This window comes from Methylophaga sp., from assembly GCF_048266885.1.
Taxonomy (GTDB): Bacteria; Pseudomonadota; Gammaproteobacteria; order Nitrosococcales; family Methylophagaceae; genus Methylophaga.
This window is the reverse complement of sequence record NZ_JBLWYR010000023.1, coordinates 1-25,855: the sequence shown is the minus strand read 5'-3', so window position 1 is coordinate 25,855 and position 25,855 is coordinate 1. Positions and strand designations below refer to the sequence as shown.

Here is a 25,855-nt window from a genome sequence, read left to right as displayed (position 1 = left end):
CTAATGAAAGCCTGGCAGGTTGTTACCGCCCAGCAAATGAATATGTAAATGATCGACTTCCTGACCACCACCGGGACCGGTGTTAATAATGGTACGGAAGCCCGTATCTAAACCTTGTGATTGTGCCAGCTCTGGCAGCTTGAGAAACATGTGAGCAATCAATGTTTGATGACTCTGATCCAGGTGATCCAGTCGTGCAATATGTAGTTTTGGAATGACTAGTAGATGCACAGCTGCTTTCGGATTGATATCTTTGAATACATAAATTAAATCGTCCTCGAAAACCTTTGAGGAAGGGATATCACCGGCAATAATTTTACAGAAAATACAGTCGGTCATTTTTTACTCCTACTGGCCTTTTCGTCGTGCCCTGATAAACCAAATCGCCGATCTAACTCGGTTAAAACGCTATCTATATCAATATCATTATGTGCCAGCAAAACCATGGAATGAAACCAAAGATCAGCGGTTTCGTAAACGATTTGATCTTTATCCCCTGCTTTTCCAGCGATAACAGTTTCCGTGGCTTCTTCGCCCAATTTTTTGAGGATTTTATCGGTACCAGCAGCATAAAGACTGGCGACATATGAACTTTCTGCATCAGCATTTTTGCGCTCATTTAGCACAATCATCAGTCTCTGCAATGTATCACGCATCAATAAATCTCATCTGGGTTTTTTAGTACCGGTTCAGTGGTTTGCCATTCACCATTTTGCAGTTCGAGGAAAAAACAATGATGACGACCAGTATGACAAGCAATGCCGCCTACCTGTTCAACTTCAAGCAAAATAGCATCCTGATCACAATCGATGCGTATCGATTTAATGATCTGGTGATGGCCGGACTGTTCGCCTTTATGCCACAATTTTTGGCGTGAACGTGACCAATAAACTGCATGGCCAGTATCAGCGGTGAGCTGTAAAGATTCCCGATTCATCCAGGCCAAAGTAAGTACTTGCTTGGTTGAAAACTCTTGAGTGATAACAGGGACTAAACCGTCGCCACCCCAATTAACGTGATCTAACCATGCACTCATAAGCGCACCTCAATACCTTGTTGCGCCATTTGTTGCTTAGCCTCACCCACGGTATGTTCTCCGAAATGAAAAATGCTTGCCGCTAATACGGCATCGGCATGACCCAATTTGATACCGTCAGTCAGATCCTGCAGCTTCCCTACCCCCCCTGAAGCAATAACGGGAACAACCACCGCATCGCTGACAGCTCTGGTGAGCTCTAAATCAAAACCGGATTTGGTGCCATCTCGATCCATACTGGTTAACAGGATCTCACCGGCACCCAATTCAACCATCTTTTTTGCCCATTCGACGGCATCAATACCGGTTGGCTGACGCCCGCCATGAGTAAAAATTTCCCATCTTGGTGTTTCTCCATCAGCAGAAACACGTTTCGCATCAATAGCGACCACAATACATTGAGAACCAAACTTCTCAGCGGCTTCACGCACAAAATCCGGGTTTTTAACGGCTGCGGAATTAATACCAACTTTATCGGCGCCTGCGTTCAACATACGACGGATATCGGCAACAGTACGGATACCTCCACCGACAGTGAGTGGAATAAATACCTGGCTGGCAACTGCTTTAACCACATCTTCCATGGTGTCACGATTGTGATGTGTGGCTGTGATATCTAGAAAGGTCAGTTCATCCGCACCTTGTTCATCATAACGTTTGGCAACTTCAACCGGATCGCCAGCATCACGAATGTCGACAAACTGCACGCCTTTTACAACACGACCTGCATCAACATCTAGACAGGGAATAATGCGTTTTGCCAGAGCCATATTAGTTAGAATTGCAGAGGTGGATTTAAACGATCAGCCAATGACTGACCTTCAGCCAGATCAATGGTGCCCTCGTATATAGCACGACCAATAATGGCGCCCATCACACCTTCAGACTCATAATGGCAAAGCGCTTTAATATCGTCATAGTTGGTGACGCCACCAGATGCTATAACAGGTATATTAATCGCTCGCGCCAAATCACGAGTGGATTGCAAATTCACTCCCTGCATCATTCCGTCACGGCTAATATCGGTATAAATAATTGCTTCAACACCATCTTGCTCAAATTGTTTAGCGATATCAATGACGTCGTGGTTCGATAATTTTGACCAACCATCAATGGCAACTTTGCCATCTTTAGCATCAAGTCCGACGATAATATGTCCCGGAAATTCAGCACAAACGTCGCCAACAAAATGCGGGGCATTAATGGCTTTAGTGCCGATAATCACATAACGTACGCCAGCATCAAGATAGGTTTGAATGGTGTCTTCATCGCGAATTCCACCACCGACTTGTACATCAAGATCCGGAAAAGCGGCACAAATTCGATGAATAACGTCAGCGTTAACTGGGTTGCCAGCAAATGCACCATCCAGATCCACCATGTGCAGACGTTTGGCGCCAGCTTCTACCCATTTGGTCGCTACTGCCAGCGGATCTTCTGAAAATACCGTGTTATCTTCCATGCGTCCCTGACGCAATCGAACGCAGTGACCCTCTTTAAGATCAATGGCAGGGATTAATAACATAACGCTTTCTCCATCAAACAAATTGTTAGGACTGACCGTCCCAGTTAATAAAATTTTTCAATAACTGTAAGCCAGCATGTTGGCTCTTTTCCGGGTGAAACTGTACAGCAAACAAATTTTCTTGTGCCAATGCAGCAGCAAAAGGTAATGCATAATCACTACGACCAGAAATTTTACTTTCATCTGTAGGTTTAACATAAAAACTGTGCACGAAATAAAAACGAGTATCTTGTTCAATATCCTGCCATAAAGGGTGTTCATAAGTCTGATGAACTTCATTCCAACCCATATGTGGCACTTTTAGTCCCTGCTCGACCGCTTTGTCAAAATACACCACATCACCACTGATAATATTTAATCCATCAGAGCCTTGGTTTTCTTGACTGTGGGTTAATAAAGCTTGCATGCCCAAACAAATGCCGAGAAAAGGCTTCTGTTTAGCCATTTCAATGATGATTTGGTCGAGTTCAAGTCTTTTGAGTTCCGCCATGCAATCACGAATTGCACCTACACCAGGAAAGACAATGTGATCAGCTGTGCGGATTTCTGCCGGATCGGCGGTAATAATAATTTGGGTATGGTTATCAGCCACGGCTTCCAGAGCTTTGGAGACTGAGCGTAAATTACCCATGCCGTAATCAATAACTGCAACGCAACGCATAAAACAAAGACCTGAGCTAGAAAAGTAGAGTTATAAAATCGTTAACCGATTATAAAGCGCCCTTGGTGGAAGGCAGTTGCTGTAATGCACGCTCATCCAAAGTGACGGCCATTCGTAATGCCCGGCCAAACGCTTTAAAAATGGTTTCAGCAATATGATGTGCATTACGACCTTTAAGATTATCAATATGCAACGTAATACCCGCATGATTGACTAAACCCTGAAAGAATTCATAGAACAAATCTACATCAAATTCACCAATTTTATCGCGGCTAAAAGTCACGTCAAACTCAAAGCCCGGACGTCCCGATAAGTCCAACACAACACGAGACAAAGCCTCATCCAGCGGCACATATGAATGACCATAACGGATAACGCCTTTCTTGTCGCCAAGTGCCTGCTTTAATGCCTGACCGATGGTGATGCCGACATCTTCAACAGTGTGATGTGCATCAATATGCAGATCACCATTTGCTTTGATTTTTAGATCAAATAAGCCGTGTCGGGCAATTTGTTCCATCATGTGATCAAGGAATGGCACACCGGTTTCGGATTGAAATTTTCCGCTGCCATCCAGATTGATGGAAACTTCAATTTGTGTTTCGAGCGTGTTACGCGCAACAGTGGCGCTACGAGCGGTCATTTGCTTTCCTGAAAACTGAAATAAAAACAAATAATAACTGTTTCAGTGCAGGGTTTGAAGCGTTATCATGGTCCGTGACTTTTTTATGGATAATAAAATGACGCAAGCTCGGATGATAACCCCTCTGTTTGAGGACCTTGCCAAGGTAGAACACCATCATCAGTTAGCCTGTCAGTCATGTGCTCTATACCGGCTATGCCTGCCTTTAGGTCTGCACCGCGATGACTTGTCTAAACTGGATGAAATCATCAAACGTAGTGCCGGCTTTAAACGCCATCAAATTTTGTTTGAACCCTCTTCAACATTTAAAACCATTTTTGTAGTTCGCTCTGGTTCGTTCAAAACCACCATTTCTGCGGCTGACGGACGTGAACAGGTCACCAGTTTTTATTTTCCTGGTGAATTTATTGGGATGGATGCTATTTATCAGCAACGTTATTTATCTACTGCTCGTGCTTTGGAAGCTAGTAGTGTTTGTGAATTACCTTATGAACGATTGCAGGAGTTCAGTGCAACTATTCCGGAGTTACAAAACCAGTTAATGGCACGTTTAAGTAAGGAGTTATCCTCAGATAAAAACTTATTACTATCTTTGGGTAAAAAAACCGCTCAGGAAAAGTTGATTAGTTTTTTATTGTCACTTTCGCAACGATTCACTGAGCGGGGTTATTCGTCGATGTCATTTCAATTGACAATGTCGCGAGGTGATATTGCCAATCATCTGGGCTTGGCGATTGAAACGGTTAGTCGTTTATTTACTCAATTACAAGAACAGCAGTTACTTACAACGCAAGGTAAAGAAGTCACCATTTTGGATCTGCCGACATTAAAACAACGTTGTGGATAACGTCTAAACCTTAACCCTCTTTTTATTGACCTGGATCAATGTCGAAATCCAGGTACTCCGTATGATCTGAAGCTGTGTACCACAACAGATCATTATTCGGAGTCGTCCCATGAAAAAAATTCCCCTGATTTCCTCAATCGTGTTGGCCGCAGGTCTGGTCAGTCCTATTACTTCTGTCATGGCTTATGAGGCAGGTGACTGGTTAATCCGGGGACGTGTTATCAATGTTAACCCGAATGATAGCAGTGGCACGCTATCAATAGGTGGAGTAGACCAAGGCACCAAAGGTGTAAAAGTCGACAGTGATACCGTTCCTGAATTGGACATTACCTATATGATCAACCGAAACTGGGGGGTAGAGTTGATTTTGGGTTATTCAGAACATACCGTAACTGGCGAAAAAGCCTGGGCCAGTTTAGGCGATGTTATTGATACCAAAGTATTACCGCCAACCTTAACATTGCAGTATCACTTTCTGCCGGATTCCAATATTCGTCCGTATGTTGGTGCTGGGGTGAACTACACCTATTTCTTTGATGAAGAAGTACCTAGCAGTTCAGCCATTAGTAGCTCAGGCGACAAAGTGAAATTAGATAATTCATGGGGCTGGGCCGCTCAAGTCGGCGTGGATATTGCGATTAATCAGGATTGGTTTATCAATATGGATGTGAAATATCTGGATATTGATACCACGGCCAGCTTTAAAAACATTGCCGTAGGCACGGCCAAAATCGACGCCGACATTGATCCATTTGTATATGGTATCGGTATCGGCAGACGTTTCTAAGTCCCTCTTTAAGTAACCTGCCCTGCTTGAAAGCCCTCCTGATGGAGGGCTTTTTTATGCTTGAGAGTGTGGTTTGACCAGGGTTTTTAAGCGGACACCACAAAGGGTTAATACGGCAAAATAAACTATTACAGATAGACCAATAAGCCCCATTAAAATAGTAAATCGATGCCACCCACTCCAGCTAATCCACTCGCTGATCAATGGTGTTAGCCATACTAATAACAGTGCTAATACAACATTGGCGATCAGCATACGGACAAAAAATATACCCCAGCCAGAGATTGGCTGGTATACCGCTTTTTTGCGTAAGGTGTAATAAAGCAGTCCCGCATTAAGCATTGCCGATAAGGCTGTGGCTAGCGCCAGACCAACATGTGCCAAATAAATCATCAAGACAATATTCAGTCCCATATTGGTGATCATCGCAATAATGCCGATCTTGACCGGAGTTTTGGTGTCCTGGCGGGCGTAAAAGCCTGGCGCGAGCACTTTGATGAATATAAATGGCAATAGACCCAACCCATAGGCCATTAAGCTTAAAGACGCTTGATGAGCGTCATAAGGCGTGAATTCGCCATATTGAAACAAAGTTACTAACAATGGTTCTGCCAGAATAATTAAACCGATTGCTGCCGGTGTGCCGATTAAAAATACCCACCGTAAAGCCCAATCAATAGTATGCGAAAACTCCTGCATCGAAGCGGTGGCATGCTTTTTTGAAAGGTTGGGTAATATCACAGTGGCCAGAGCTATCCCCAAGATACCCAACGGAAATTCGACCAAACGATCAGAATAATAGAGCCAGGAAATACTACCGGTGATGAGAAACGAAGCCAGTACGGTATCGAGTAACAAATTAATTTGTGAAACCGATACTCCAAACATAGCCGGAATCATCAGTCGTAAGATTTTTTGTACGCCCTCATCTTTCCACCCCCAGCGTGGTTTTGGCAAACTGCCGATCTTTATTAAAAACGGCATTTGAAACAATAATTGCACTACCCCACCGATAAACACACCCCACGCCAAGGCCTTTACCGGTTCATCTAAATGGGGTGCCAACCATAACGTGCAGGCAATCATGGAAATATTCAAAAAGACGGGTGTGAAAGCTGGTACGGCAAATTTACCAAAGCTATTTAGAACCGAACTGGCTAAGGCAGTCAAAGAAACAAATAGAATATAAGGAAAGGTAATTTTTAATAAGTCACCGGCCAATTGTAGTTTTTCAGGCTGATCCATAAAGCCGGGGGCAAAAATTAGGATAAGTAGCGGAGCAGCAATCACCCCAACAGCTGTAATAACAAATAAAATACCAGCTAAGGTACCGCTAGTGGCTGCGATAAGCTGTTTAAGGTCTCGATCTCCCCGCTCTCGATATTCCGCTAGGACAGGTATAAATGCCTGTGAAAACGCGCCTTCAGCAAATAGTCTTCGTAGAAAATTAGGAATTTTGAATGCAACAAAAAATACATCTGAGCCCATGCCAGCACCCAGAAATCTAGCAATGACAATATCTCGAACAAATCCCAAAATTCGGGATAAAAAGGTCATTAAACTGACAACGAGAGTAGACTTAAGCAGTTTTTCTTTCATGGGCGCTTATTTTGTTAGTGAATCAGTTAGTTAGGGTGTCACCGCGGAGAGCCAACGATGCAAAATATGTTTAAAAATGTTCATTCTAAGCGTTTTTTGCTGACATATCTTGGCTTGGTTGCTTTATTGCTATTGTTTTTTCTGACCTTTAACCAGGATCAACAATCCAATTCACTATCACCTGAAAGCCATTCGATGCTGACGGTGTTCGAGCCACCTTTGGAAATACCGCAGATGCTTGCGTATAACATTGATAATGTGGTGTTTACAAACGATGCATTCTTTGGAAATTGGACATTTGTTTTTTTAACCTCGGCAAATTGCATAGATTGTGAGGCTATTCTTAAAGTTTTGAGTAACCTCAAAGCGGGGTTAGCCAATCGGGCAGTCCAAGTCGTGCTGATTGATACTTCTGGGCAGCAGGCAAACGAGTTAGTTGCGCTCAGTCAATCCCAAAATCTCAATGCTCAGGTCCTTGCCAGTTCTGGCTCAGTATCAGATAAGTCGTCTTTGTTATCTTTTTTTACCCGAAGTAGAGCTTATTTAGAGCATGACTTAGAACATGCGATTTTTTTAGTTAATCCACAAGGCTTGCTCACGGCACGCTATCAAGCGCCGTTTACGTCGGTCTTAATAAGGCAAAGTTTCATTCAAATCCGTTCTGAATATGCGATCAAAGGTTAGCGGTTTTCTTCCATCGCTGCAGTAAAGCTTAGTGACAATTGTTCCAGGGTACTGGTACGACGAAAGCTGGGCCGCCACACCAATCCTATTTCGCGTTTAGCAAGACTATCGAGTTTGAGTGGAAGTAAACATATTTCCGCATGACGAACCATATCGGAATTAATCGCCATATGTGGAATTAAGGTAATACCTAAACCGCTAGCCACCATTTCGATCAATGTATACAAGCTGGTAGCTTGAACGCTGCGGCGCTGTGCGGAGGCTGGTAATTGACAAGCGCTAATGGCGTGTTCCCGCATGCAATGGCCTTCCGCTAATAGCAATAATTCATTGACGGGCAATTGATGTGGTTGCAATGACTCGTAGCTGCTTAATGGATGTTGTTTGGGAAGTGCTACCCAGAATGGCTCTTCTGCAATAACTCGATAATTCAAATTTCGAGTATTGAATGGAAAGGCTAATATCGCCACATCAATATCACCATTTTCAACCTGTACCAATAATCTTTCCGATTGATCTTCAATCAGTAATAGTTCAAGTTGGGGCAGCTGTTTGCGAATACGTGGCAACACACGAGGCAATAAAAAAGGACTAATGGTCGGTATAACGCCAATCCGAATTCTGCCAGCTAAAGGATTTTTTTCGGCTTGTGCCAAATCAACTAAATCATCACTTAATGACAATATTTGCCGAGCTCTTTCGGCTACTTCTTCTCCAATCGGAGTGGTGAGCACTTTTCTATTGGTGCGTTCTAATAAGCCCACTTCCAATAAGTCTTCCAAATCTTGGATCCCGGCACTTAAAGTTGATTGTGTGACATGACATTTTTCTGCAGCACGTCCAAAATGTTTTTCTTCGATTACTGCTGTAAGGTACTGTAGTTGGCGTAAAGTCGGAAGTCTCATAATCGTTTTAGTCACTTATTATCTAGTTAATGATTCGTTCCCTAATTTATCATAGTTTAAGTTGCAAATCCTAAGCCTATAAAAAAACTGTTTGTTGTAAGATGTCACTATGTTTCAACAATATTAGCTGGAGAATTTATGCGTAAATGGCAATGTCTAGTTTGTGGTTTTATTTATGACGAAGCGAAGGGTTTACCTGAAGAAGGTATTGCACCAGGAACAGCATGGGACGATATTCCAGAAGATTGGGAGTGTCCAGAATGCGGTGTAGGTAAAGAAGATTTTGAAATGGTAGAAATTTAACTAACAAAATTATAAAACTTTTTAATCCATCGTTGCGGTTGGTTGTTGTGTGGTATCAATTTCAATTTAATAATCATAAAACGAAATACTCTTATTATTGTTTGATAACATCGTGCTGACGGAACTTTCACTCACCCATTTTCGTAATTTTCAACAGTCAGTAGTTTATCCTGCCGCAGGTGTAAATCTTCTGATCGGAGAAAATGGATCTGGAAAAACTAGCGTGCTGGAAGCTATTTATTTGCTAGGTATGGGGCGTTCATTTCGAACTCGTAACTTAAAGCATGTTATTCAAACTGATCAGCGACAGTGTCAAGTATTCGCCAGAATTAGCCCGGGCATTCCAGTTGGGTTGCAGTTCTCTTTCTCTACTGGTCTGCAGATTAGACTAAATAATGCCCCGCTAAAAAAACTTTCTGAATTAGCAAGTCATCTCCCCCTTCAATATATCTCTGCTAATTGTCATCAATTTTTCGAATTGGGCCCAGGGTTTCGAAGGAAAGTTGTGGATTGGGGATTGTTCCACGTGGAACAAGATTTTTTATTTCATTGGCAATCATATAAAAAAGTATTATCACAACGAAATGCTGCTTTACGAAATTCAAAGCCCATTAGCGAAATACAAGTATGGGATTCTGCATTAATTAATCATGGTAAAAAATTAGCTGAGTACAGAAATGACTATTTAGGAAAGCTAGTAGTTAGATTTAAACATTGGTTTAATAATTTGTGCAGCGAGTTCAGCAATGCAAAATTTGAATTAAGATATTTAACTGGTTGGCCTAAAGAATATGAGTTTGCAGAAATTTTACAAACTACAATCAATAGAGATATCGCTCTTGGTTATACACGTTCAGGCCCACATGCTGCAGATTGGTCTATACGAATCGATGGTCATGATCCAGCTGAAATGTGTTCACGCGGTCAACAAAAATTATTTTATTTAGCCATTAATTTAGCTCAAATTTCATTGCTACAAGAAATAAATCAACATAAAAGTATTTTGTTAATTGATGATATTAGCTCTGAACTTGATATTCATCACCAACGTTCAGTACTAAATTGTATTAAGAATTTACAAGTCCAGTCATTTATATCAACCACTAATCCGGAACTAAACACAACCATAAATAGGGATGAAAATGACATAATGTTCCACGTGGAACGTGGTGAAATTAGACCGGAATAGTCGCGCTGTCAACCAACGACGATACATAGTAGAATGGGCGTTTATGCATCATCTTGCTGTAAATGGATTAATTTATGACCACTGAAAACAATAGTTACGATTCTTCCAATATTAAAGTTTTAAAAGGATTGGACGCCGTTAGAAAACGCCCTGGTATGTATATCGGTGACACCGATGACGGTACTGGGTTGCATCACATGGTATTTGAAGTTTTAGATAATTCTATTGATGAATCTTTGGCGGGGCACTGTACAGAAATAAATGTACGTATCCATCCAGATGATTCTGTTTCAGTGGAAGATAATGGTCGCGGCATTCCAGTTGATATGCATGAAGGTGAAGGCGTTTCAGCTGCAGAAGTAATTATGACCGTACTGCATGCTGGCGGTAAGTTTGATGATAATTCGTATAAGGTTTCTGGTGGGTTGCACGGTGTTGGTATTTCTGTCGTTAATGCCTTATCAAAAAAATTGACGCTGGAAATCAAACGTAATGGATTCATGCACAAACAAAATTACACCCATGGTGTACCAGATACGCCGTTAACAGCATTTGAGGAAACTGAAGCAACAGGTACAAAAATACAGTTTTGGCCTAGTGAAGAAACGTTTACTCAGATCACCTATGATTACAAAATTCTTGCAAAACGAATTCGCGAGCTCGCGTTTTTAAACTCTGGTGTCAGAATTGTCCTGACTGATGAGCGAGATGAAAAAACAGAAGTCTTTCATTATGAAGGTGGTATCAAAGCCTTTGTTACTCATTTAAATAAAAATAAAACATTTGTCCACGAGCATGTAATCAATATTAGCGGCACCCGAGATGACGTTGTCGTTGAATTGGCGATGCAGTGGAATGATTCATATCAGGAAAATATTTATTGTTTTACCAATAATATTCCGCAACGAGATGGTGGCACGCATTTAGCGGGATTTAGAGCAGCATTGACCAGAAGCTTAAATCAATATATTGAAAGCGAAGGTTTGGCGAAAAAATCCAAAGTAGTAACAAGCGGTGATGATGCTCGTGAAGGTCTAACAGCGGTGCTATCGGTGAAGGTGCCAGATCCTAAGTTTTCTTCTCAAACAAAAGATAAATTGGTTTCATCTGAAGTTCGTACCATTGTCGAGTCATTAGTAAATGAACATTTCCAGGATTTTCTAATTGAAAATCCAAGCGAAGCAAAACTTATTGCCAATAAGATGATTGATGCGGCAAGGGCACGTGACGCAGCTAGAAAGGCAAGAGAATTAACCCGCCGTAAAGGTGTTTTGGATATCGCTGGTTTACCTGGGAAATTAGCAGATTGCCAAGAGCGAGATCCTGCTCAGTCAGAACTGTTCTTAGTGGAAGGGGACTCGGCAGGTGGTAGCGCCAAACAGGGCCGGGATAGAAGAACACAAGCAATTCTTCCTCTGAAAGGAAAAATCTTAAACGTTGAACGAGCGCGATTTGACAAGATGATCGGATCAGCGGAAGTCGGTACTTTAATTACGGCTCTGGGTTGCGGTATTGGCCGTGATGAATATGATCCAGAAAAACTACGTTACCATCACATTATTATCATGACCGATGCGGACGTCGACGGTTCACATATTCGTACCTTACTCCTGACATTTTTCTATAGACAGATGCCAGAGCTAATTGAACGTGGACACGTTTATATCGCTCAGCCGCCACTATATAAAATTAAAAAGGGTAAACAAGAACGTTACGTTAAAGATGACGCAGAAATGGAGCGTTATTTAACAGAAGTGGCTTTGACCAATGCAGTACTTTATCCAACAGCAGAATCGACTCCAATTGAAGGGAATGCGTTAGCGCAGCTGGTAAATGAATACCAAACTATTAGAGCGATCATTACCCGCCTTGCTAATCATTACTACCCTGCGTTTTTAGATGAATTGATTTATCAAACGGCAATTCCTGAATTCACCGATAATGCTGCTATGAAAGATTGGTTAAAAGCAATTGAGTTACGAATGAACTCAATAATGCCAACCGGAACCTACTTCGTACTAGATTTGAAAAAGCACGATAAAGATCCTATGCCTCATGTCAATATCAGCTTTACTCGGCATGGTATTAGTAATGACTTTCATGTACCGGGTGAGTTTTTTGCTAGCACGGAATACCAAAAAATTATGTCTTTTTCTAATAAAATCAATGGCCTATTTGGTGATGGGGCCAGGATTGAGCGCGGCGAAAGAAATGAAAATGTTCAGCATTTCTCGCAAGCTGTTAGATGGTTGATGGCTGAAGCGCGTCGTGGTCAGCACGTGCAGCGATATAAAGGTTTGGGTGAAATGAATCCAGAGCAATTGTGGGAAACCACAATGGATAAATCTAAGCGCCGTTTATTGCAGGTACGAATTTCTGATGCAATTACCGCTGATGAAACCTTTAATACGTTAATGGGCGACAATGTAGAGCCGCGCCGAGAGTTTATTGAAACCCATGCATTACAGGCATCAAATCTGGATATTTAACGTTAGGGAATTCTTCCCGATTAGAACGGTCACAAAAGCGGTCATTCAGTCATTCTGAATGGCCGTTTGTTTAATTTTCAGGAGAAAAAGATGTCGATGAATGGCGCTCGTTATAATCAGGGCCAAATAGTGTTGCACTGGTTAATAGCGGCGATGATATTTTTTATGCTTGGCTTAGGCCTATGGATGGTTGGTCTTCCGAAAGAATCAGAACTACCACCAGGACAAGAAAGCATTCGCGCCTTTTGGTTTTTGCTACATAAATCAATGGGGATCACTATCGCTGCATTCATCGTTTTACGTGTGGTCTGGCGATTAACTCACGCGGCTCCCCCGCTCCCTGCAAGTGTGCCTAATTGGCAACAGAAACTATCCGGGTTTGTGCATTTTTTATTGTATGGATTGCTGATTGCTATGCCGATAACTGGCTACCTGCAATCGATGTACAGTAAATATGATACAAAGCTTTGGGGGATAACTCTTCCTCGTTTGGCGGAAGCTGATGCTGCGGCAAGGCAGACTTTTACTGATATTCACCAAACATTGGCATATATTTTTATTGGATTATTAGTTGTTCATGTAGGCGCAGCTTTAAAACATCGACTAAAAGGCACTGAGGTGACCAGTCGGATGTCATTATGGAAATAATTAGCTTGGCTAAGTGATCAACAAAAAAGGCCCTAAAAAGGGCCTTCTTTGTTGATAAATAAAGTTATTGTTTAATGTAGTTTGATTTTTGGGTGAACACTACGACGGAATAGATGTGACAGCGATAGCATAACTACTCTGAAGGGGCCAAATAAAGCCATTTGATGCATCTTATATAAAGACAAGTACATTAAACGAGCCATCAGCCCTTCGACTTTCATACTGCCTTTACTCAAGTTGCCCATAAGGTTTCCAACAGTACCATAGCGGCCTAAAGAAACCAGCGAACCATAATCATGATAATGGTACTCGGGTAGTTCTTTGTCTTTCATGCGGTTAATAATAGATTTATAAACCAATGACGCCATTTGATGGGCCGCTTGAGCACGTGGCGGAACATTTTGTTCTTGGCCAACCCACTTGCATGCACAGCAATCGCCAATGGCATATACATCATCATCAAAAGTAGTTTGCAGTGTTTGCTTTACGACCAATTGATTCATCCAATTGGTTTCAAGGCCGTCGATATCTTTCAAAAACTCAGGTGCTTTAATTCCTGCAGCCCATACCTTGATTGCTGCAGGTATATCTCGGCCACTTTGGGTTTTAATTGCAGAATCGGTAACTTCAATGACCCGCTCACCAGCAAGGATTTCAACGCCCAATTCATTCAACTCTTCATGGGCCGCTGCTGAAATATTTTCAGGCAAACCAGGCAAAATACGATCAGCCGCTTCAATTAGAGAAAGTTTTACATCTTGCGGTTTAACTTCATCCAGCCCATATGCATTTAACAGGTGTGAAACTTCATAAAGTTGAGCGCATAACTCAACGCCGGTAGCGCCCGCGCCGACAATGGCAATATTCAATTGACCTTCATCTAGTGGGCGGCCCTGTGTGTGGGCACGCAAATAGGACTCTAACAGTTGATTCTGGAAAAATTCGGCTTGTTTGGTGGTATCTAAAAATAGGCAATGATCACGTACACCTTTAATACCAAAATCATGACTAACACTACCTACAGCAATAATTAAGTAGTCGTAATCAAAGGTCCGTCGTGGAATAATTTCAAGGCCGTCTTCGTTATAAGTCGGTGCCACCATGATCTTTCTATTTTGACGGTCTAAACCATCCATCTTGCCTAGACGAAAACGAAAGCCATTACACATTGCCTGACTAAGGTATTCAATTTCATCTTCATGCGAATCAAGGGTACCTGCCGCAACTTCATGCAAAAGCGGTTTCCAGATATGAGTATGAGTGCTATCGACCAGCGTGACTTGGGCTTTCTTTTTTTTGCCAAGTTTTTTACCCAGCTTGGTAACCAATTCGAGGCCACCCGCTCCGCCACCAACAACTACAATTTTTGGCACTGCTTCTGACATAGATCTGCGACTCCCATCAATCCGTTGCAAAATTTGTGATTAATTTTAACTTATATAAAGAAGCTGAACCTATCTTATTTTTACTACTAAGTCAGACTCTGGCAAAATTCATAGCTTAATATCAAGTGAGATCATCAAATGCAATCAAGGCCTGAAAAGCCAAAACTGGCCTGGGCAATCTCGGGGTCGGGTCATTATCTGGACGAATGTCTGGAAATTATCCGTGAATTACCTGATGTCGACCTGTTCTACAGCCGCGCTGGAGAAGAAGTTATTCGCATGTATGGTCATGACCCCAAAGCATTGAACAATGGTGGCCATGTGTATCGGGACCGAGCCGCAAGCTCGCCACCAGTAGGGTTATTTTATCGTGGTGATTACCATACACTGGTCGTTGCGCCAGCCACTTCCAATACAGTGGCCAAAATGGTCATGGGGTTATCAGATACACTCGTCACAAACGTCTACGCACAAGCTGGAAAATGTCGGGTGCCAAGTATCGTATTGGCCTGTGATGCAATACCAGAAGTTGATACCCCTGCCCCGGATAGAATGGTCCGTTTATGGCCAAGAGCAGTGGATCTGGCTCATACTGAAAAACTTCGAAGCTTTGAGGCAACTACTGTGGTGGATTCAGCAGAAGCCTTATACGAAACTCTGAAAAAACGTTTGGAACAAGTTAACGTCGATCATGGCTGAAACCATTCTTTTTCTCACCGGTAAACTTGCTCAACCGAGTGTTGAAAAAGTATTACAGGAAATGGCGCCATTACCCTTTGAGTATAGAGTGCATCAACTGGGTTTATCCGTTGCAGCCTTGATGACCGATAAGATGATTGCCCGACGTTTAAAACCTGAGGACTATGCTGGCTGCAAACAGATTATCGTGCCTGGCCGTTGCCGAGGAGATTTGGCTGAGTTGAGTAAGCACCTGAATATTGAAGTGGTAAGAGGTCCTGATGAGATTAAAGATTTACCATTATTCTTTGGCAAAGCTCGAAAGATTCCAGATCTTAGTCGTTATGATGTAAATATTTTTGCCGAGATTGTCGATGCACCGCAACGGGATATTGAAGGCATTTTGGAACGGGCACATTATTATGGGGAGTCGGGTGCCAATGTGATTGACATCGGTTGCCTGCCGGAAGAAAAATTTCCATTAATGGAAGAAGCTATAGCTGCCCTGCATGACAATGGCTTTAAGGTTAGTGTGGACTCACTATCGTTAGATGACCTCAGAAGAGCGGCTAACGCCGGAGCGGATTATTTGCTGAGTCTTACGGAAGAAACCATCGACCTAGCCAAAGAGACCGATGCTATCCCTATTCTAGTCCCCGCAGAACCCGGTTCCCTAGCATCGTTAGAGCGAGCCATGGAAGCTATGGATAAAATCGGTAAACCCTGGATTGCCGATCCGATTCTGGATCCGATTCACTTTGGCCTGACCGACTCCATTGTTCGTTACCATACGCTAAGACAGAAGTATCCTGATGCGCCAATGATGATGGGAATTGGTAACTTGACGGAACTGACGGATGCGGATACCAGCGGAATTAATGCCCTGCTGTTTGGCATTATTTCTGAGTTAAAAATTACCAATGTGCTGGCTACCGAAGTCAGCCCTCATGCCCGGCGCGCAATTAAAGAAGCAGATGTAGCTAGGCGGATGATGTTTGCTGCACGAGATGATAATAGTCTGCCGCGTGATTTCACAGCAGACTTACTGGTCAGCCACGAACGCAGGCCGTTTACGGATACTGAGCAGGAAATTATTCAGCTCTCGGAAAATATAAAAGATCCTAATTACCGGATAAAAACGGCCCCTCAAGGTATTTATGTTTTTAATCGAGATGGATTATTACAGGACACCGATCCCTTTGCTTTTTACCCAAAGCTGCAGGTGAAAGATGACCCGGGGCACGCCTTTTATCTTGGTGTTGAGTTGGCCCGCGCCCAGATCGCCTGGCAGTTAGGGAAACGTTATACCCAGGATGAAGATTTACAATGGGGATGTGCTGTTGAACTGGAACAGGAAGACCTGACCGAACAAAAAACGGAAGGCACCACCATGAAAAAACGTAAAGAGCGGGCCTGCGGAACAGCCGAGGCTGAAAAACCAAATAAAAAGGAGCGCGCCTGTGGCACGGCTGATCAGTCGGATACATGAAGTTATCGTTGTCACGATAGCTGAAAATGGTAAACCGCATTTAGCACCAATGGGCATATCGGAAGTGAATGGTCACTTTCAGATTAAACCCTTTAAGCCATCAAGCACTTATGACAACCTGCTCCGTCATGGCCAATGCTCGATTAACTTTGTCGATGACGTGCGGATTTTTGCTGGGGCGTTAACAGGTCATCGTGACTGGCCGACTTCTCCTTGTCAGCAGATAGAAGGTGAATACATCAGCGACGCGTTATCACATATCGAACTGGAGATGGTTCGGTTGGATGACACAGATCCGCGTGCGTGTTTCTATGGTGCGGTGATTTGCGATGTTAACCACAAACCCTTCAGAGGCTTTAATCGCGCCCAGAATGCTGTGATAGAAGCGGCTATTCTGGTTAGTCGCCTAGACATGTTATCTGAACAGAAAATCCGTGAGGAGATCTCCTATCTCACTATTGCAATAGATAAAACTGCAGGTGAACGAGAACTGGAAGCATGGAATTGGTTAATGGAAAGAGTCAAACTTGCCGGAATAGAGTTAAATCATGACTAGGTGGCTGGCCAGCGTACAATCCCTTGAAGAGGCTCAATCACTGGTTGAGCACCTACCAGATATCCTGGATATGAAAAACCCTTCACAAGGCGCTCTAGGCGCATTAACGCATCAAACCGTAACAGAGATTGTTCGCTGGGTTAATCATCGTTGTCTGTGCAGTGCGACGGTGGGAGATTTAACGATGCATGCGGATATCTTATCTGCTGCAATTTTAGACATGGCTGCGACGGGTGTTGATTATGTCAAAATCGGTATCTTTGATGAACCGGATCTTAGCCGTTGCATTGAGCAACTCGAGTCAACAATCAAAGCCATCCATACCCCAGTCATCGCTGTAATGTTTGCCGATCAATTGCCAGCACAAACAATGGTTCCAACGTTAGCCAAAGCAGGTTTTGCCGGAGTAATGCTGGATACCGCCACAAAGAATGGTCAGGGTTTACTCGACCATTTATCCATCGAAACATTAAAGAAATTTGTATTTGAAGCAAAGTCTGCAATGTTACTGTGCGGTTTGGCCGGTGCCTTGAAAATCGAAAATATTCAACAGCTAAGCCCGTTGGAGGCCGATTATTTAGGTTTTCGTAGTGCGTTATGCCATCAGCAGACCCGCACCAGTTTTCTGGATCCAGAGTTAGCTAAACTGATCCACAGCCAAATGAATGCGGGCATGCCAAAAGTCAAAACCGGTTAAATGCCAGCTGAAACGGTCCGTTTAACCAAAGCCATGACTAAAGGTCGTACGAACAAAATACATACAAATGCTGCTGGCATGGCGACTTTATAAGCCACAAATGCCTCATAAAGAAGCTTTCCATTAATACCCTGATGAACTGCGGTAATAATCAAACACATCAATGCTGCCATAATCGAAGCCATGTACAAGGCAAACACATAAGGTGTAAGTCGCGCAGGTAGTTTGCCAAATGTTCTTTTAGACATGTTTACACAGTTGGAATTATTTTTCATTTCAGCCCCCAGCTCATTTAATGCTGGCTACCTTACCGCTGGAGATTGCTTACCAGTAGCCGCTAGACACTATAAACACTCATAAGCTAATCTTACGAAACTCTCAAACAATTGATATTAATGGCTTATGGATACAATGCGCGGTGTGGAAACATTTGTTCGAGCAGTTGAACTGGGAAGTATTGCAGCCGCTGCACGTCGTCTTGGTATCAGTGCCGCGGCAGCAAGTCAAAATATTGCTCGACTAGAAGCCGCGCTGGGTGCTCGTTTATTAACTCGAACAACTCGTAGTCTGGCCTTAACCGATAATGGTGAGGTGTATTTCCAGCGGGTCAAAGGCTTGTTGAATGAACTTGAGCTTGCCAAACAAGCTGTTTCAGCGATGCAGGGTGAGGTTGGAGGAAAGCTCACCATTGCGTGTTCAGCTGCTTTTTCAAGGCATGTGTTGGCGCCATTAATTCCAGGGTTCAATCAACGTTATCCACAAATCAGCCTGGAATTATTGGCTACAGATCGACGTAGTGATCATATAAAAGAAGGTATTGATATCAGTATCCGTATTCGCCAACAATTACAGGATGGGGTGGTGGCAAGACGAATTGCGACATTGCCATTAATATTTTGTGCATCACCGGAATATCTCCAGCGAGCAGGTTATCCGGATACACCACAGGCTTTGTTAAATCATGATTGTTTGATGTTTCGGATCCCGGTGGATGGTCATATTTTCCGCTGGGCTTTTATTCGTGATGGTCGTCGTTATGAGCCTGATATTAAGGCAACAGCGGTAAGTGATGATATCGATATGCTGGCTAAAATGGCGGTAGCAGGTGGCGGCATAACCCGATTGGCAGCATTTGTCGCAGAACCGTACCTAGCCTCCGGTCAATTAAAGCAATTATTTGGTGCGGAGCATATGTCAGAGGTTAAAGCGGAAGCGGAACCCTTAGAGTTTTATTTCTGTGTGGCAGATCGTTATGCCAAAACACCGAAAGTCGCCGCATTTTTTGATTATTTGTATGAGCATTTGCCTGACAAGTGGCATGTAAAAAGCGGGTAGAGAAAACGATTCTCCCTACCCGGTTTTCTAGCTAAGCGGCAAGTTGATTTCTCAACAATCTGGCAGCTGAAACCATCGCTTTCAGCGCTGGCTCTACTTCCTCCCAGCGACGGGTTTTCAAACCGCAGTCAGGATTGACCCATAATTGCTGTTCATCGATACGCTGTGCAGCGAGTTTTAACAACTCAACCATCGAATCTTCAGAGGGAATGTTCGGGCTATGGATATCATAAACGCCGGGTCCAATCGCGTTTGGATAGTCAAAGTCGCGAAATACATCCAGTAATTCCATCTGTGACCGGGAGGTTTCAATGGTGATCACATCGGCATCCATTGCGGCGATGGATTCGATAATGTCATTGAACTCGGAATAACACATATGGGTATGGATCTGTGTTTCATCCCCTACTCCATTGGCTGAGATCTTGAAGCTTTCTACTGCCCAATCCAGATACGCCTGCCATTGAGATTGCCGTAAAGGCAAACCCTCGCGTAACGCGGCTTCATCAATCTGGATGATTTTCACACCAGCAGCTTCCAAATCAATCACTTCATCACGAATGGCCAATGAAATTTGCTTACACGTCTCGCTACGCGATTGATCATCTCTGACAAACGACCAGTTGAGAATAGTAACTGGGCCCGTCAACATGCCTTTAACCGGTTTCTCGGTAAGAGATTGGGCATATTGGGTCCACTCTACCGTCATTGGACGCGGCCGTGATACATCACCAAAAATAATGGGTGGTTTAACACAGCGTGAACCATAGGACTGAACCCAGCCATTATCCGTAAATGCAAAGCCTTGTAGCTGTTGACCAAAATATTCGACCATGTCATTACGTTCTGCTTCTCCGTGCACTAAAACATCCAGATCTAATTCCAGCTGTTTATCAATGGCGTAGCGAATTTCCGCCTGCATCTGCTGTTGATATTCGGTATTGCTAAGCTGACCAAGGCGAAACTGTTTACGGGCCTGACGAATCACATTAGTTTGTGGAAAAGAGCCGATGGTGGTGGTTGGAAATGCCGGTAATTGCAAATCAGCTTGTTGGATTGCGGCACGTTTAGCGTAGTCACTTTGACGCAGTGCCAGCTCAGGTTGAATCGCTTCACTTCGCTGTTTCACGGCTGGATTATGAACACGAATGGACTGCTGACGTCGTTGAATGGCCAGTTTATTTTCATCCAGTTGTGCAGCAACACTGGCTCGCCCTTCATTGAGTGCCTGGGCTACTATTTGAAGCTCCTCGAGCTTTTGTACTGCAAACGATAACCAATCACGCACCTCAGCATCCAGATGCTGTTCAGATTGCAAATCAATAGGCACATGAAGCAGAGAGCAGCTCGGCGCTAGCCATAAACGCTCTGCAAGCCGTTTATGAATAGGTTCAAGCAGCTCAAGTGCTCGATGCAGATCAGTTTTCCAAATATTGCGACCGTTGATAATGCCGACTGATAACACTTTATGTGACGGTAACCAATCAACCACCCGGGTTATTTCATCTGCGGCATTAATAGCATCAACGTGTAAGCCAGCGGTCGGTAACTCACAGGCCAGTTGCAGGTTTTGCTGAAGTTCACCGAAATAACTGGTCAGTAGCAGTTTGACCCCCGATTTTGCCAATGAAAAATAAGCTTGTTGCAAAGCTCGTTGCCATTCCGCGGAGAGCTCTGTCACCAGAATCGGTTCATCAATTTGCACCCATTCAACACCGCTAGTTGCTAGCTGGTTCAAAATGTCTGCATAAACAGGTAACAAATTATCTAGCAAAGCTAGTTTGTCACTTTGATCCTTACTTTTTCCCAGCCATAAATAGCTGACCGGACCAACCAATACGGGTTTAGCGTTGTAACCCGCAGTCTTTGCTTCTGTAATTTGAGCTAACAATCTATCTGGATTAGCTGCGAAGTCGGTATCAGCAGTAAATTCAGGCACCAGATAATGGTAATTGGTATCAAACCATTTAGTCATTTCTGCTGCCGCGACTTGATGATTACAGCAGGTTGAGCCGGCTTGACCCCGTGAGGACTGAAAATATTGGGTTAACGCATCGGCATTTTTATCTACTCGAACAGGCAGATTACCCAACATTTGGCTGGTATCTAAGACATGGTCATAGAAAGAAAAATCACCGACCGGTACAAAATCGAGTTTTGCTTGTAATGCCCAATGCCGTAGGCGCAAGGTTTGACCTGTTTGCTGTAAGGCATCAGCGTCTATTTCGCCACGCCAGTAGTGTTCCAAAGCAAATTTTAATTCGCGTTGCTGGCCAATACGGGGAAAGCCAAGATTATGTGTGCTGACCATTCGATATCCTCTCACTCAGGTTTAAAGCCGCTCATTGTAATCAGCTTGATTGATGAGTAATAATGATGATTATTTACATATTGATGAGATATCTTCATACATGATCGAGCGCACGCATTTACGTATTATTCGAGCATTGGCAGAAAATGGCAGTTTAACAGCAGCAGCCAATGCCCTATTCCTGACTCAGTCAGCGTTATCTCATCAGATCCGCTATCTGGAACAGAAATTGGAAATCAGCCTATGGCAGCGAGATGGTCGCAAATTAAGGCTGACTCAGGCGGGGGAATTAATGTTGCAGGTGGCGCAGCAGGTTTTACCGGTGTTGGAACAAACCGAACAAACCCTGCAGGCCTATTCTGAAGGTCGAGCAGGTATTTTACGTCTTGGGGTGGAATGCCATCCTTGTTATGAATGGTTGAAAAAAATATTAGCCGATTATCTGCGCGAAATGCCCCAAATGGACGTGGATATCGTGCATCAATTCCAGTTTTCCGGCATGGAAGGTTTATTAAATCATCATATTGATTTACTGGTGACGCCAGATGCGGTGAAACAGTTGGGGGTGATATATCAGCCGATGTTTGATTATGAACTTGTGCTGCTGGTAGCCGAAACCCATGAGTTAAGCAAGCATACCTACATAGAGGCAACAGCATTACAACACGAGTTGTTACTCACCTTTCCGGTAGCGCACGAACGTCTGGATGTGTTCACTCAGTTTTTGATGCCAGCAGGTATCAATCCCCGAGCCAAAGCAATGCAATCAATGGATATCATGGTGCAAATGGTGGCATTGCAGAGAGGTGTGACGGTACTGCCAAACTGGTTAGCGTTGGAATTTTGCCAAGCGCTACCGGTAAAAGCTATCAGGTTGGGGCGAGATGGATTAGCTAAAACCTTGTTTGCTGCGATTAGAGAAACCGACCAGGATGTAGGCTATCTGCAAAAGTTTATCTTTCTGGGAAAGCAATCCAAAAATGTTGTAATGGTTTAGTCTTGTTCGTCCAAAACGCGGTAAAGGATCTCACGAATGGATTGTGGCTCAAAAGGCTTATCCAGAATAGCCGATACACCTGCCTGCTCAATCTGCCCTAACCGCGTCTGATTTTGCTCGCTGGTCACGACTAAAATGGGTACAAACGTATTACCCATCTCACTACGTATATGTTCGACTAAAGCCTGTCCATCCATTTTCGGCATATTTAAGTCGGTTACCACTAAATCAAAACTCTGCTGCTTAAGTTTTTCTATGGCTTCGATGCCATTTCCGGCCTGATGGATCTGGGTTATTCCCATATTTTGAAAAACCCGGCAAAGGTGATTTCGTGAGACCAGACTGTCATCAACCAGCAAAACTTCCAGTTGTTCTACTTCATAATTTTGTAATTCAATTTCACTGGGATCAATATGTTGCAAAGTTGTACGGATAGCTCTTTGTAGATTTGCATGATCAAAGGGTTTAGGCAAAATGGCTACAACGCCAGATTGGCGCAATGGCTCCAAGGTTTCGATGTTTGACTCACTGGAAATCAGCATAAAATGCGTGTTTTCCAGATTATCAATTCGGCGTATCGAAGCAAGTAATTCGGTTGCTGTCATATCAGGCAGATACATGGCGCTGATCACTAGATCCGGGGGATACTTTTGCATGGCCACAATGGCTTGGGCTCCGTCATGAACCCCGTCAATTTTATTCACGCCTGCCTGCCGTAATTCACGCATGATAATTTTTAGCTGAACGGAAGATGGTTCAACCAGTAATATCGAGAGTTCTGACTCATTAAGTGAATACATGCTGATTCCGTTTTAGCGAATAACGAGGCCCGCTTCAACTTGCTGGCGGGTCGTTTTATCCATCAATTTTTCGATAATCATCAAGGCAAAAGATATTGCCGTTCCAGGGCCTCGTGAAGTGATGACTTTGTTATCACAAACTACAGCGTCATTACTGAGTTGAACTTCGGGCCATTCTGTTGGATCAAGAGTACCAGGATAGCAACTGACTTTCAGTCCGTTAAGCAGCCCAGTATGTGCTAAAACCATAGGTGCTGCACATATTGCCCCTATCCACTTTTTATCATGAAACAAGCGTTTAAGCAGAGCATGAATGCGTGGATCAGCATCAAGATTATTAGTGCCGGGTTGGCCGCCCGGCAATATCAACATATGAAACTCATCATGAATCACTAAATCCAGCGTGGTATCCGCTATTAATCGGACACCACGACTGGCTGTAATTTGTTGATGTTCGGTTAAGCTAGCCGTAATAACATCTATTTCTGCCCTTCTGAGAATATCAATCAGAGTGACTGCCTCAAGTTCTTCACAACCCTCAGCTAGAGGTATTAATACGGTTTTCATGATGATTAACGATTTATCGTTTACTCATGATGCTCATACCTTTCAGCAGATTAAGCGCTTGAGAAAGTGGATAATCACGAAGCGCTAAAGGTTGTTTTTCTTCTTCCTCTGCTGAAGGTGTTTCACTAGATTCTGAATCTTCCACTAAACTATTTTCCAGATGACGACTCAAATCAACTTCACGTAACGGTTGGAAACCATTGTCTTCAGCGGCACTGATTTGTAATGCATCAAGTTTGATGTCCGGCTCAATACCATCAGCTTGAATGGAGCGGCCTGAAGGCGTGTAGTAACGCGCAGTGGTCATTTTGACCGCAGTCTCATTAGTCAACGGCATAACAGTTTGCACAGAACCTTTACCAAAGGTTTTAGTACCCAAAATTACTGCCCGCTGATGATCTTGCAAGGCGCCGGCTACGATTTCAGAGGCAGAAGCAGAACCACCATTAACCAACACAACAATCGGGGCACCGTTCAGCATATCGCCAGGTTTGGCATGAAACTTCTGATCAGAATCTTCGATACGACCTTCTGTATACACAATCATGCCTTTATTCAGAAATGCATCTGATACCTCAACAGCAGCATCTAAAACCCCGCCTGGATTATTACGTAAATCTAAGACCAGGCCTTTAAGTTTGCCGCCATTGTCAACTTTCAATTGATTAATGGCATCACGCAGGTTTTCCCCAGTAGGTGATTGGAAAGTACTGATACGGACATAGCCATAGCCAGTATCTAATGTCTCGGTACGGACGCTTTTCACTTTGATAATTGCGCGTGTCAATTCAAGCTTAAGTGGTTTGTCAGCGCCTTCACGAATAATGGTCAGCATAATTTTGCTGCCCGGTTCGCCACGCATAATTTCAACAGCTTCGGCCAGGCTTAAACCTTTAACTGGGGTATCATCCAGACGAATGATTAAATCACCTGATTTAACGCCAGCCTCAGCAGCTGGTGTTTCATCAATGGGGGCGACAACTTTCACAAAGCCATCTTCCATGGAAACTTCAATGCCCAATCCACCAAATTCACCTGAGGTGCCTTCGCGTAGATCTTTAAATTCGCTTAAATCAAGATAAGCTGAATGCGGGTCGAGTCCAGATAACATGCCTCGAATGGCGTTTTCCAAAAGTACTTTATCTTCAACCGGTTCAACATAACTACTTTTTATGCGGCCGAATATTTCAGAGAAGGCCCTTAAGTCATCAATTGGCAAGTCAGGTTTTACGATAGGGTTTTTATCGGCTAACACCATTTGGCCAAAAATCAATGTGATGCCGATAATGACACCCGCTGTTACCAGCGCAAAATCACGTTTCAAAAAGCGCATATGAACTTCATTCCTTATTTCTAGTTAACCTTGCTTGCGCAGCCATTGCATAGGATTAGTCGGACTGCCTTTATGACGTACTTCAAAATATAATCCAGCGGTTTGTCTTACACCTTGATCGCCACTTTGGGCAATCGCTTGTCCCGCTTTTACTGTATCGCCGGTTGTTTTAAGTAAACTATCGTTATTGCCATAAAGCGTCATGAATTGTTCGCCATGGTCGATAATAATTAACAGACCAAAACCTTTCATCCAATCAGCAAAGACAACTCTACCGTCGGCGCTAGCTTTTACTGATGTCCCTTTTTCAGACGCTATCAGTATGCCCTTCCAATTGAGTTTATCAAGATTACGTTGGCTACCATAGCTTGCTAGTATTTTTCCGGTCAAA

Annotated in this window: 29 protein-coding genes; 13 read left to right on the top strand and 16 right to left on the bottom strand. The window is 43.4% G+C overall.

Features of this window, described 5'->3' with window-relative positions:
* Genes ACN0V2_RS11400 through hisB form a run of 7 tightly spaced genes read right to left on the bottom strand, consistent with a single transcriptional unit; the run spans position 1 to position 3,865 of the window.
* On the bottom strand, positions 1–339 hold the full coding sequence (locus tag ACN0V2_RS11400; protein ID WP_417550942.1) for a histidine triad nucleotide-binding protein: 339 nt from the start codon (positions 337–339) through the stop codon (positions 1–3).
* The gene (locus tag ACN0V2_RS11395) at positions 336–656 is read right to left on the bottom strand and encodes a phosphoribosyl-ATP diphosphatase (protein ID WP_417550941.1); all 321 of its coding nucleotides are present in this window, start codon (positions 654–656) and stop codon (positions 336–338) included. Before ACN0V2_RS11395 ends, ACN0V2_RS11400 begins: the two co-directional genes overlap by 4 nt.
* Positions 656–1,036, bottom strand: a complete 381-nt coding sequence (hisI, locus tag ACN0V2_RS11390) for a phosphoribosyl-AMP cyclohydrolase (RefSeq protein WP_417550940.1) — start codon at positions 1,034–1,036, stop codon at positions 656–658. Before hisI ends, ACN0V2_RS11395 begins: the two co-directional genes overlap by 1 nt.
* Positions 1,033–1,806, bottom strand: a complete 774-nt coding sequence (gene hisF, locus ACN0V2_RS11385) for an imidazole glycerol phosphate synthase subunit HisF (protein ID WP_417550939.1) — start codon at positions 1,804–1,806, stop codon at positions 1,033–1,035. The genes hisI and hisF overlap by 4 nt, the downstream gene beginning before the upstream one ends.
* 5 nt (positions 1,807–1,811) lie before the next feature.
* Positions 1,812–2,561, bottom strand: coding sequence for a 1-(5-phosphoribosyl)-5-[(5-phosphoribosylamino)methylideneamino]imidazole-4-carboxamide isomerase (gene hisA, locus ACN0V2_RS11380; protein WP_417550938.1), 750 nt, complete (start codon positions 2,559–2,561; stop codon positions 1,812–1,814).
* A 25-nt stretch (positions 2,562–2,586) separates the two neighbouring features.
* Positions 2,587–3,222, bottom strand: a complete 636-nt coding sequence (gene hisH, locus ACN0V2_RS11375) for an imidazole glycerol phosphate synthase subunit HisH (protein ID WP_417550937.1) — start codon at positions 3,220–3,222, stop codon at positions 2,587–2,589.
* A gap of 49 nt (positions 3,223–3,271) precedes the next feature.
* The gene (gene hisB, locus ACN0V2_RS11370; protein ID WP_417550936.1) at positions 3,272–3,865 is read right to left on the bottom strand and encodes an imidazoleglycerol-phosphate dehydratase HisB; all 594 of its coding nucleotides are present in this window, start codon (positions 3,863–3,865) and stop codon (positions 3,272–3,274) included.
* A gap of 97 nt (positions 3,866–3,962) precedes the next feature.
* Between hisB and fnr the strand changes: the two genes are divergently transcribed.
* Entirely contained in the window at positions 3,963–4,712 is a 750-nt protein-coding gene (fnr, locus tag ACN0V2_RS11365) for a fumarate/nitrate reduction transcriptional regulator Fnr (protein ID WP_417550935.1), read from the top strand.
* 109 nt (positions 4,713–4,821) lie between these two features.
* On the top strand, positions 4,822–5,499 hold the full coding sequence (locus ACN0V2_RS11360) for an OmpW/AlkL family protein (protein WP_417550934.1): 678 nt from the start codon (positions 4,822–4,824) through the stop codon (positions 5,497–5,499).
* A 54-nt stretch (positions 5,500–5,553) separates the two neighbouring features.
* On the opposite strand, the gene murJ is transcribed toward ACN0V2_RS11360, so the two are convergent.
* Positions 5,554–7,098 carry a murein biosynthesis integral membrane protein MurJ gene (murJ, locus tag ACN0V2_RS11355; protein ID WP_417550933.1) on the bottom strand — a complete coding sequence of 515 codons (1,545 nt, stop codon included), beginning with the start codon at positions 7,096–7,098 and terminating at the stop codon, positions 5,554–5,556.
* Between the two features lie 57 nt (positions 7,099–7,155).
* Here murJ and ACN0V2_RS11350 point away from each other — a divergent pair, with 57 nt between their 5' ends.
* Positions 7,156–7,782 carry a hypothetical protein gene (locus tag ACN0V2_RS11350; RefSeq protein ID WP_417550932.1) on the top strand — a complete coding sequence of 209 codons (627 nt, stop codon included), beginning with the start codon at positions 7,156–7,158 and terminating at the stop codon, positions 7,780–7,782.
* On the opposite strand, the gene ACN0V2_RS11345 is transcribed toward ACN0V2_RS11350, so the two are convergent.
* Positions 7,779–8,687, bottom strand: coding sequence for a hydrogen peroxide-inducible genes activator (locus ACN0V2_RS11345; protein WP_417550931.1), 909 nt, complete (start codon positions 8,685–8,687; stop codon positions 7,779–7,781). The genes ACN0V2_RS11350 and ACN0V2_RS11345 overlap by 4 nt on opposite strands.
* 138 nt (positions 8,688–8,825) lie before the next feature.
* On the opposite strand from ACN0V2_RS11345, the gene rd reads away from it, so the two are divergent.
* The 4 genes from rd to ACN0V2_RS11325 all read left to right on the top strand — a co-directional run bounded on the left by rd (position 8,826) and on the right by ACN0V2_RS11325 (position 13,316).
* A complete protein-coding gene (rd, locus tag ACN0V2_RS11340) occupies positions 8,826–8,990 on the top strand; it encodes a rubredoxin (protein WP_417550930.1) in 165 nt (54 codons plus the stop codon).
* 112 nt (positions 8,991–9,102) lie between these two features.
* Positions 9,103–10,179 carry a DNA replication/repair protein RecF gene (gene recF / locus ACN0V2_RS11335; RefSeq protein WP_417550929.1) on the top strand — a complete coding sequence of 359 codons (1,077 nt, stop codon included), beginning with the start codon at positions 9,103–9,105 and terminating at the stop codon, positions 10,177–10,179.
* 74 nt (positions 10,180–10,253) lie between these two features.
* The gene (gene gyrB, locus ACN0V2_RS11330) at positions 10,254–12,668 is read left to right on the top strand and encodes a DNA topoisomerase (ATP-hydrolyzing) subunit B (RefSeq protein WP_417550928.1); all 2,415 of its coding nucleotides are present in this window, start codon (positions 10,254–10,256) and stop codon (positions 12,666–12,668) included.
* A gap of 90 nt (positions 12,669–12,758) precedes the next feature.
* Entirely contained in the window at positions 12,759–13,316 is a 558-nt protein-coding gene (locus ACN0V2_RS11325; protein WP_417550927.1) for a cytochrome b, read from the top strand.
* Between the two features lie 71 nt (positions 13,317–13,387).
* Here the strand turns inward: ACN0V2_RS11325 and ACN0V2_RS11320 are convergent, their stop codons facing one another.
* Positions 13,388–14,701, bottom strand: a complete 1,314-nt coding sequence (locus tag ACN0V2_RS11320) for an NAD(P)/FAD-dependent oxidoreductase (RefSeq protein ID WP_417550926.1) — start codon at positions 14,699–14,701, stop codon at positions 13,388–13,390.
* Positions 14,702–14,839: 138 nt separating this feature from the next.
* Between ACN0V2_RS11320 and ACN0V2_RS11315 the strand changes: the two genes are divergently transcribed.
* Genes ACN0V2_RS11315 through ACN0V2_RS11300 form a run of 4 tightly spaced genes read left to right on the top strand, consistent with a single transcriptional unit; the run spans position 14,840 to position 18,121 of the window.
* Positions 14,840–15,400, top strand: a complete 561-nt coding sequence (locus ACN0V2_RS11315; protein ID WP_417550925.1) for a flavoprotein — start codon at positions 14,840–14,842, stop codon at positions 15,398–15,400.
* Positions 15,393–16,868, top strand: coding sequence for a DUF6513 domain-containing protein (locus tag ACN0V2_RS11310; RefSeq protein WP_417550924.1), 1,476 nt, complete (start codon positions 15,393–15,395; stop codon positions 16,866–16,868). The genes ACN0V2_RS11315 and ACN0V2_RS11310 overlap by 8 nt, the downstream gene beginning before the upstream one ends.
* Positions 16,840–17,424, top strand: a complete 585-nt coding sequence (locus tag ACN0V2_RS11305; RefSeq protein ID WP_417550923.1) for a DUF447 domain-containing protein — start codon at positions 16,840–16,842, stop codon at positions 17,422–17,424. Before ACN0V2_RS11310 ends, ACN0V2_RS11305 begins: the two co-directional genes overlap by 29 nt.
* Entirely contained in the window at positions 17,417–18,121 is a 705-nt protein-coding gene (locus tag ACN0V2_RS11300) for a (5-formylfuran-3-yl)methyl phosphate synthase (RefSeq protein ID WP_417550922.1), read from the top strand. Before ACN0V2_RS11305 ends, ACN0V2_RS11300 begins: the two co-directional genes overlap by 8 nt.
* On the opposite strand, the gene ACN0V2_RS11295 is transcribed toward ACN0V2_RS11300, so the two are convergent.
* The gene (locus ACN0V2_RS11295) at positions 18,118–18,369 is read right to left on the bottom strand and encodes a DUF2798 domain-containing protein (RefSeq protein WP_417550921.1); all 252 of its coding nucleotides are present in this window, start codon (positions 18,367–18,369) and stop codon (positions 18,118–18,120) included. The two genes, ACN0V2_RS11300 and ACN0V2_RS11295, sit on opposite strands and share 4 nt — an antisense overlap.
* Before the next feature lie 154 nt (positions 18,370–18,523).
* On the opposite strand from ACN0V2_RS11295, the gene ACN0V2_RS11290 reads away from it, so the two are divergent.
* Entirely contained in the window at positions 18,524–19,456 is a 933-nt protein-coding gene (locus ACN0V2_RS11290) for a LysR substrate-binding domain-containing protein (RefSeq protein ID WP_417550920.1), read from the top strand.
* Positions 19,457–19,487: 31 nt separating this feature from the next.
* On the opposite strand, the gene metE is transcribed toward ACN0V2_RS11290, so the two are convergent.
* Positions 19,488–21,767, bottom strand: coding sequence for a 5-methyltetrahydropteroyltriglutamate--homocysteine S-methyltransferase (gene metE, locus ACN0V2_RS11285; RefSeq protein ID WP_417550919.1), 2,280 nt, complete (start codon positions 21,765–21,767; stop codon positions 19,488–19,490).
* A gap of 52 nt (positions 21,768–21,819) precedes the next feature.
* On the opposite strand from metE, the gene ACN0V2_RS11280 reads away from it, so the two are divergent.
* Positions 21,820–22,764 (top strand): LysR family transcriptional regulator, encoded by a 945-nt coding sequence (locus ACN0V2_RS11280; protein WP_417550918.1) that lies wholly within the window; start codon positions 21,820–21,822, stop codon positions 22,762–22,764.
* Here ACN0V2_RS11280 and ACN0V2_RS11275 read toward each other — a convergent pair.
* The 4 genes from ACN0V2_RS11275 to ACN0V2_RS11260 form a co-directional block, all read right to left on the bottom strand.
* On the bottom strand, positions 22,761–23,564 hold the full coding sequence (locus ACN0V2_RS11275; protein WP_417550917.1) for a response regulator: 804 nt from the start codon (positions 23,562–23,564) through the stop codon (positions 22,761–22,763). The genes ACN0V2_RS11280 and ACN0V2_RS11275 overlap by 4 nt on opposite strands.
* 12 nt (positions 23,565–23,576) lie before the next feature.
* Positions 23,577–24,131, bottom strand: coding sequence for a DJ-1 family glyoxalase III (locus tag ACN0V2_RS11270; protein WP_417550916.1), 555 nt, complete (start codon positions 24,129–24,131; stop codon positions 23,577–23,579).
* A 13-nt stretch (positions 24,132–24,144) separates the two neighbouring features.
* Positions 24,145–25,464, bottom strand: a complete 1,320-nt coding sequence (locus ACN0V2_RS11265; protein WP_417550915.1) for a S41 family peptidase — start codon at positions 25,462–25,464, stop codon at positions 24,145–24,147.
* 24 nt (positions 25,465–25,488) lie between these two features.
* Positions 25,489–25,855 (bottom strand): murein hydrolase activator EnvC family protein (locus tag ACN0V2_RS11260; protein WP_417550914.1); only part of this gene is annotated, 367 nt, incomplete at its 5' end.

What these genes read in the sequence shown, in the direction of transcription:
- rd (WP_417550930.1), top strand. Translation starts at nt 8,826, where the DNA reads ATGCGTAAATGGCAATGTCTAGTTTGTGGTTTTATTTATGACGAAGCG.
- ACN0V2_RS11265 (WP_417550915.1), bottom strand. Translation starts at nt 25,464, where the DNA reads ATGCGCTTTTTGAAACGTGATTTTGCGCTGGTAACAGCGGGTGTCATT.
- ACN0V2_RS11310 (WP_417550924.1), top strand. Translation starts at nt 15,393, where the DNA reads ATGGCTGAAACCATTCTTTTTCTCACCGGTAAACTTGCTCAACCGAGT.
- ACN0V2_RS11400 (WP_417550942.1), bottom strand. Translation starts at nt 339, where the DNA reads ATGACCGACTGTATTTTCTGTAAAATTATTGCCGGTGATATCCCTTCC.
- hisH (WP_417550937.1), bottom strand. Translation starts at nt 3,222, where the DNA reads ATGCGTTGCGTTGCAGTTATTGATTACGGCATGGGTAATTTACGCTCA.
- ACN0V2_RS11295 (WP_417550921.1), bottom strand. Translation starts at nt 18,369, where the DNA reads ATGTCTAAAAGAACATTTGGCAAACTACCTGCGCGACTTACACCTTAT.
- gyrB (WP_417550928.1), top strand. Translation starts at nt 10,254, where the DNA reads ATGACCACTGAAAACAATAGTTACGATTCTTCCAATATTAAAGTTTTA.
- ACN0V2_RS11280 (WP_417550918.1), top strand. Translation starts at nt 21,820, where the DNA reads ATGAGTAATAATGATGATTATTTACATATTGATGAGATATCTTCATAC.
- metE (WP_417550919.1), bottom strand. Translation starts at nt 21,767, where the DNA reads ATGGTCAGCACACATAATCTTGGCTTTCCCCGTATTGGCCAGCAACGC.
- hisI (WP_417550940.1), bottom strand. Translation starts at nt 1,036, where the DNA reads ATGAGTGCATGGTTAGATCACGTTAATTGGGGTGGCGACGGTTTAGTC.
- ACN0V2_RS11320 (WP_417550926.1), bottom strand. Translation starts at nt 14,701, where the DNA reads ATGTCAGAAGCAGTGCCAAAAATTGTAGTTGTTGGTGGCGGAGCGGGT.
- murJ (WP_417550933.1), bottom strand. Translation starts at nt 7,098, where the DNA reads ATGAAAGAAAAACTGCTTAAGTCTACTCTCGTTGTCAGTTTAATGACC.
- ACN0V2_RS11325 (WP_417550927.1), top strand. Translation starts at nt 12,759, where the DNA reads ATGTCGATGAATGGCGCTCGTTATAATCAGGGCCAAATAGTGTTGCAC.
- hisB (WP_417550936.1), bottom strand. Translation starts at nt 3,865, where the DNA reads ATGACCGCTCGTAGCGCCACTGTTGCGCGTAACACGCTCGAAACACAA.
- ACN0V2_RS11300 (WP_417550922.1), top strand. Translation starts at nt 17,417, where the DNA reads ATGACTAGGTGGCTGGCCAGCGTACAATCCCTTGAAGAGGCTCAATCA.
- ACN0V2_RS11315 (WP_417550925.1), top strand. Translation starts at nt 14,840, where the DNA reads ATGCAATCAAGGCCTGAAAAGCCAAAACTGGCCTGGGCAATCTCGGGG.
- fnr (WP_417550935.1), top strand. Translation starts at nt 3,963, where the DNA reads ATGACGCAAGCTCGGATGATAACCCCTCTGTTTGAGGACCTTGCCAAG.
- ACN0V2_RS11275 (WP_417550917.1), bottom strand. Translation starts at nt 23,564, where the DNA reads ATGTATTCACTTAATGAGTCAGAACTCTCGATATTACTGGTTGAACCA.
- ACN0V2_RS11270 (WP_417550916.1), bottom strand. Translation starts at nt 24,131, where the DNA reads ATGAAAACCGTATTAATACCTCTAGCTGAGGGTTGTGAAGAACTTGAG.
- hisF (WP_417550939.1), bottom strand. Translation starts at nt 1,806, where the DNA reads ATGGCTCTGGCAAAACGCATTATTCCCTGTCTAGATGTTGATGCAGGT.
- ACN0V2_RS11290 (WP_417550920.1), top strand. Translation starts at nt 18,524, where the DNA reads ATGGATACAATGCGCGGTGTGGAAACATTTGTTCGAGCAGTTGAACTG.
- hisA (WP_417550938.1), bottom strand. Translation starts at nt 2,561, where the DNA reads ATGTTATTAATCCCTGCCATTGATCTTAAAGAGGGTCACTGCGTTCGA.
- ACN0V2_RS11350 (WP_417550932.1), top strand. Translation starts at nt 7,156, where the DNA reads ATGCAAAATATGTTTAAAAATGTTCATTCTAAGCGTTTTTTGCTGACA.
- ACN0V2_RS11345 (WP_417550931.1), bottom strand. Translation starts at nt 8,687, where the DNA reads ATGAGACTTCCGACTTTACGCCAACTACAGTACCTTACAGCAGTAATC.
- ACN0V2_RS11395 (WP_417550941.1), bottom strand. Translation starts at nt 656, where the DNA reads ATGCGTGATACATTGCAGAGACTGATGATTGTGCTAAATGAGCGCAAA.
- ACN0V2_RS11360 (WP_417550934.1), top strand. Translation starts at nt 4,822, where the DNA reads ATGAAAAAAATTCCCCTGATTTCCTCAATCGTGTTGGCCGCAGGTCTG.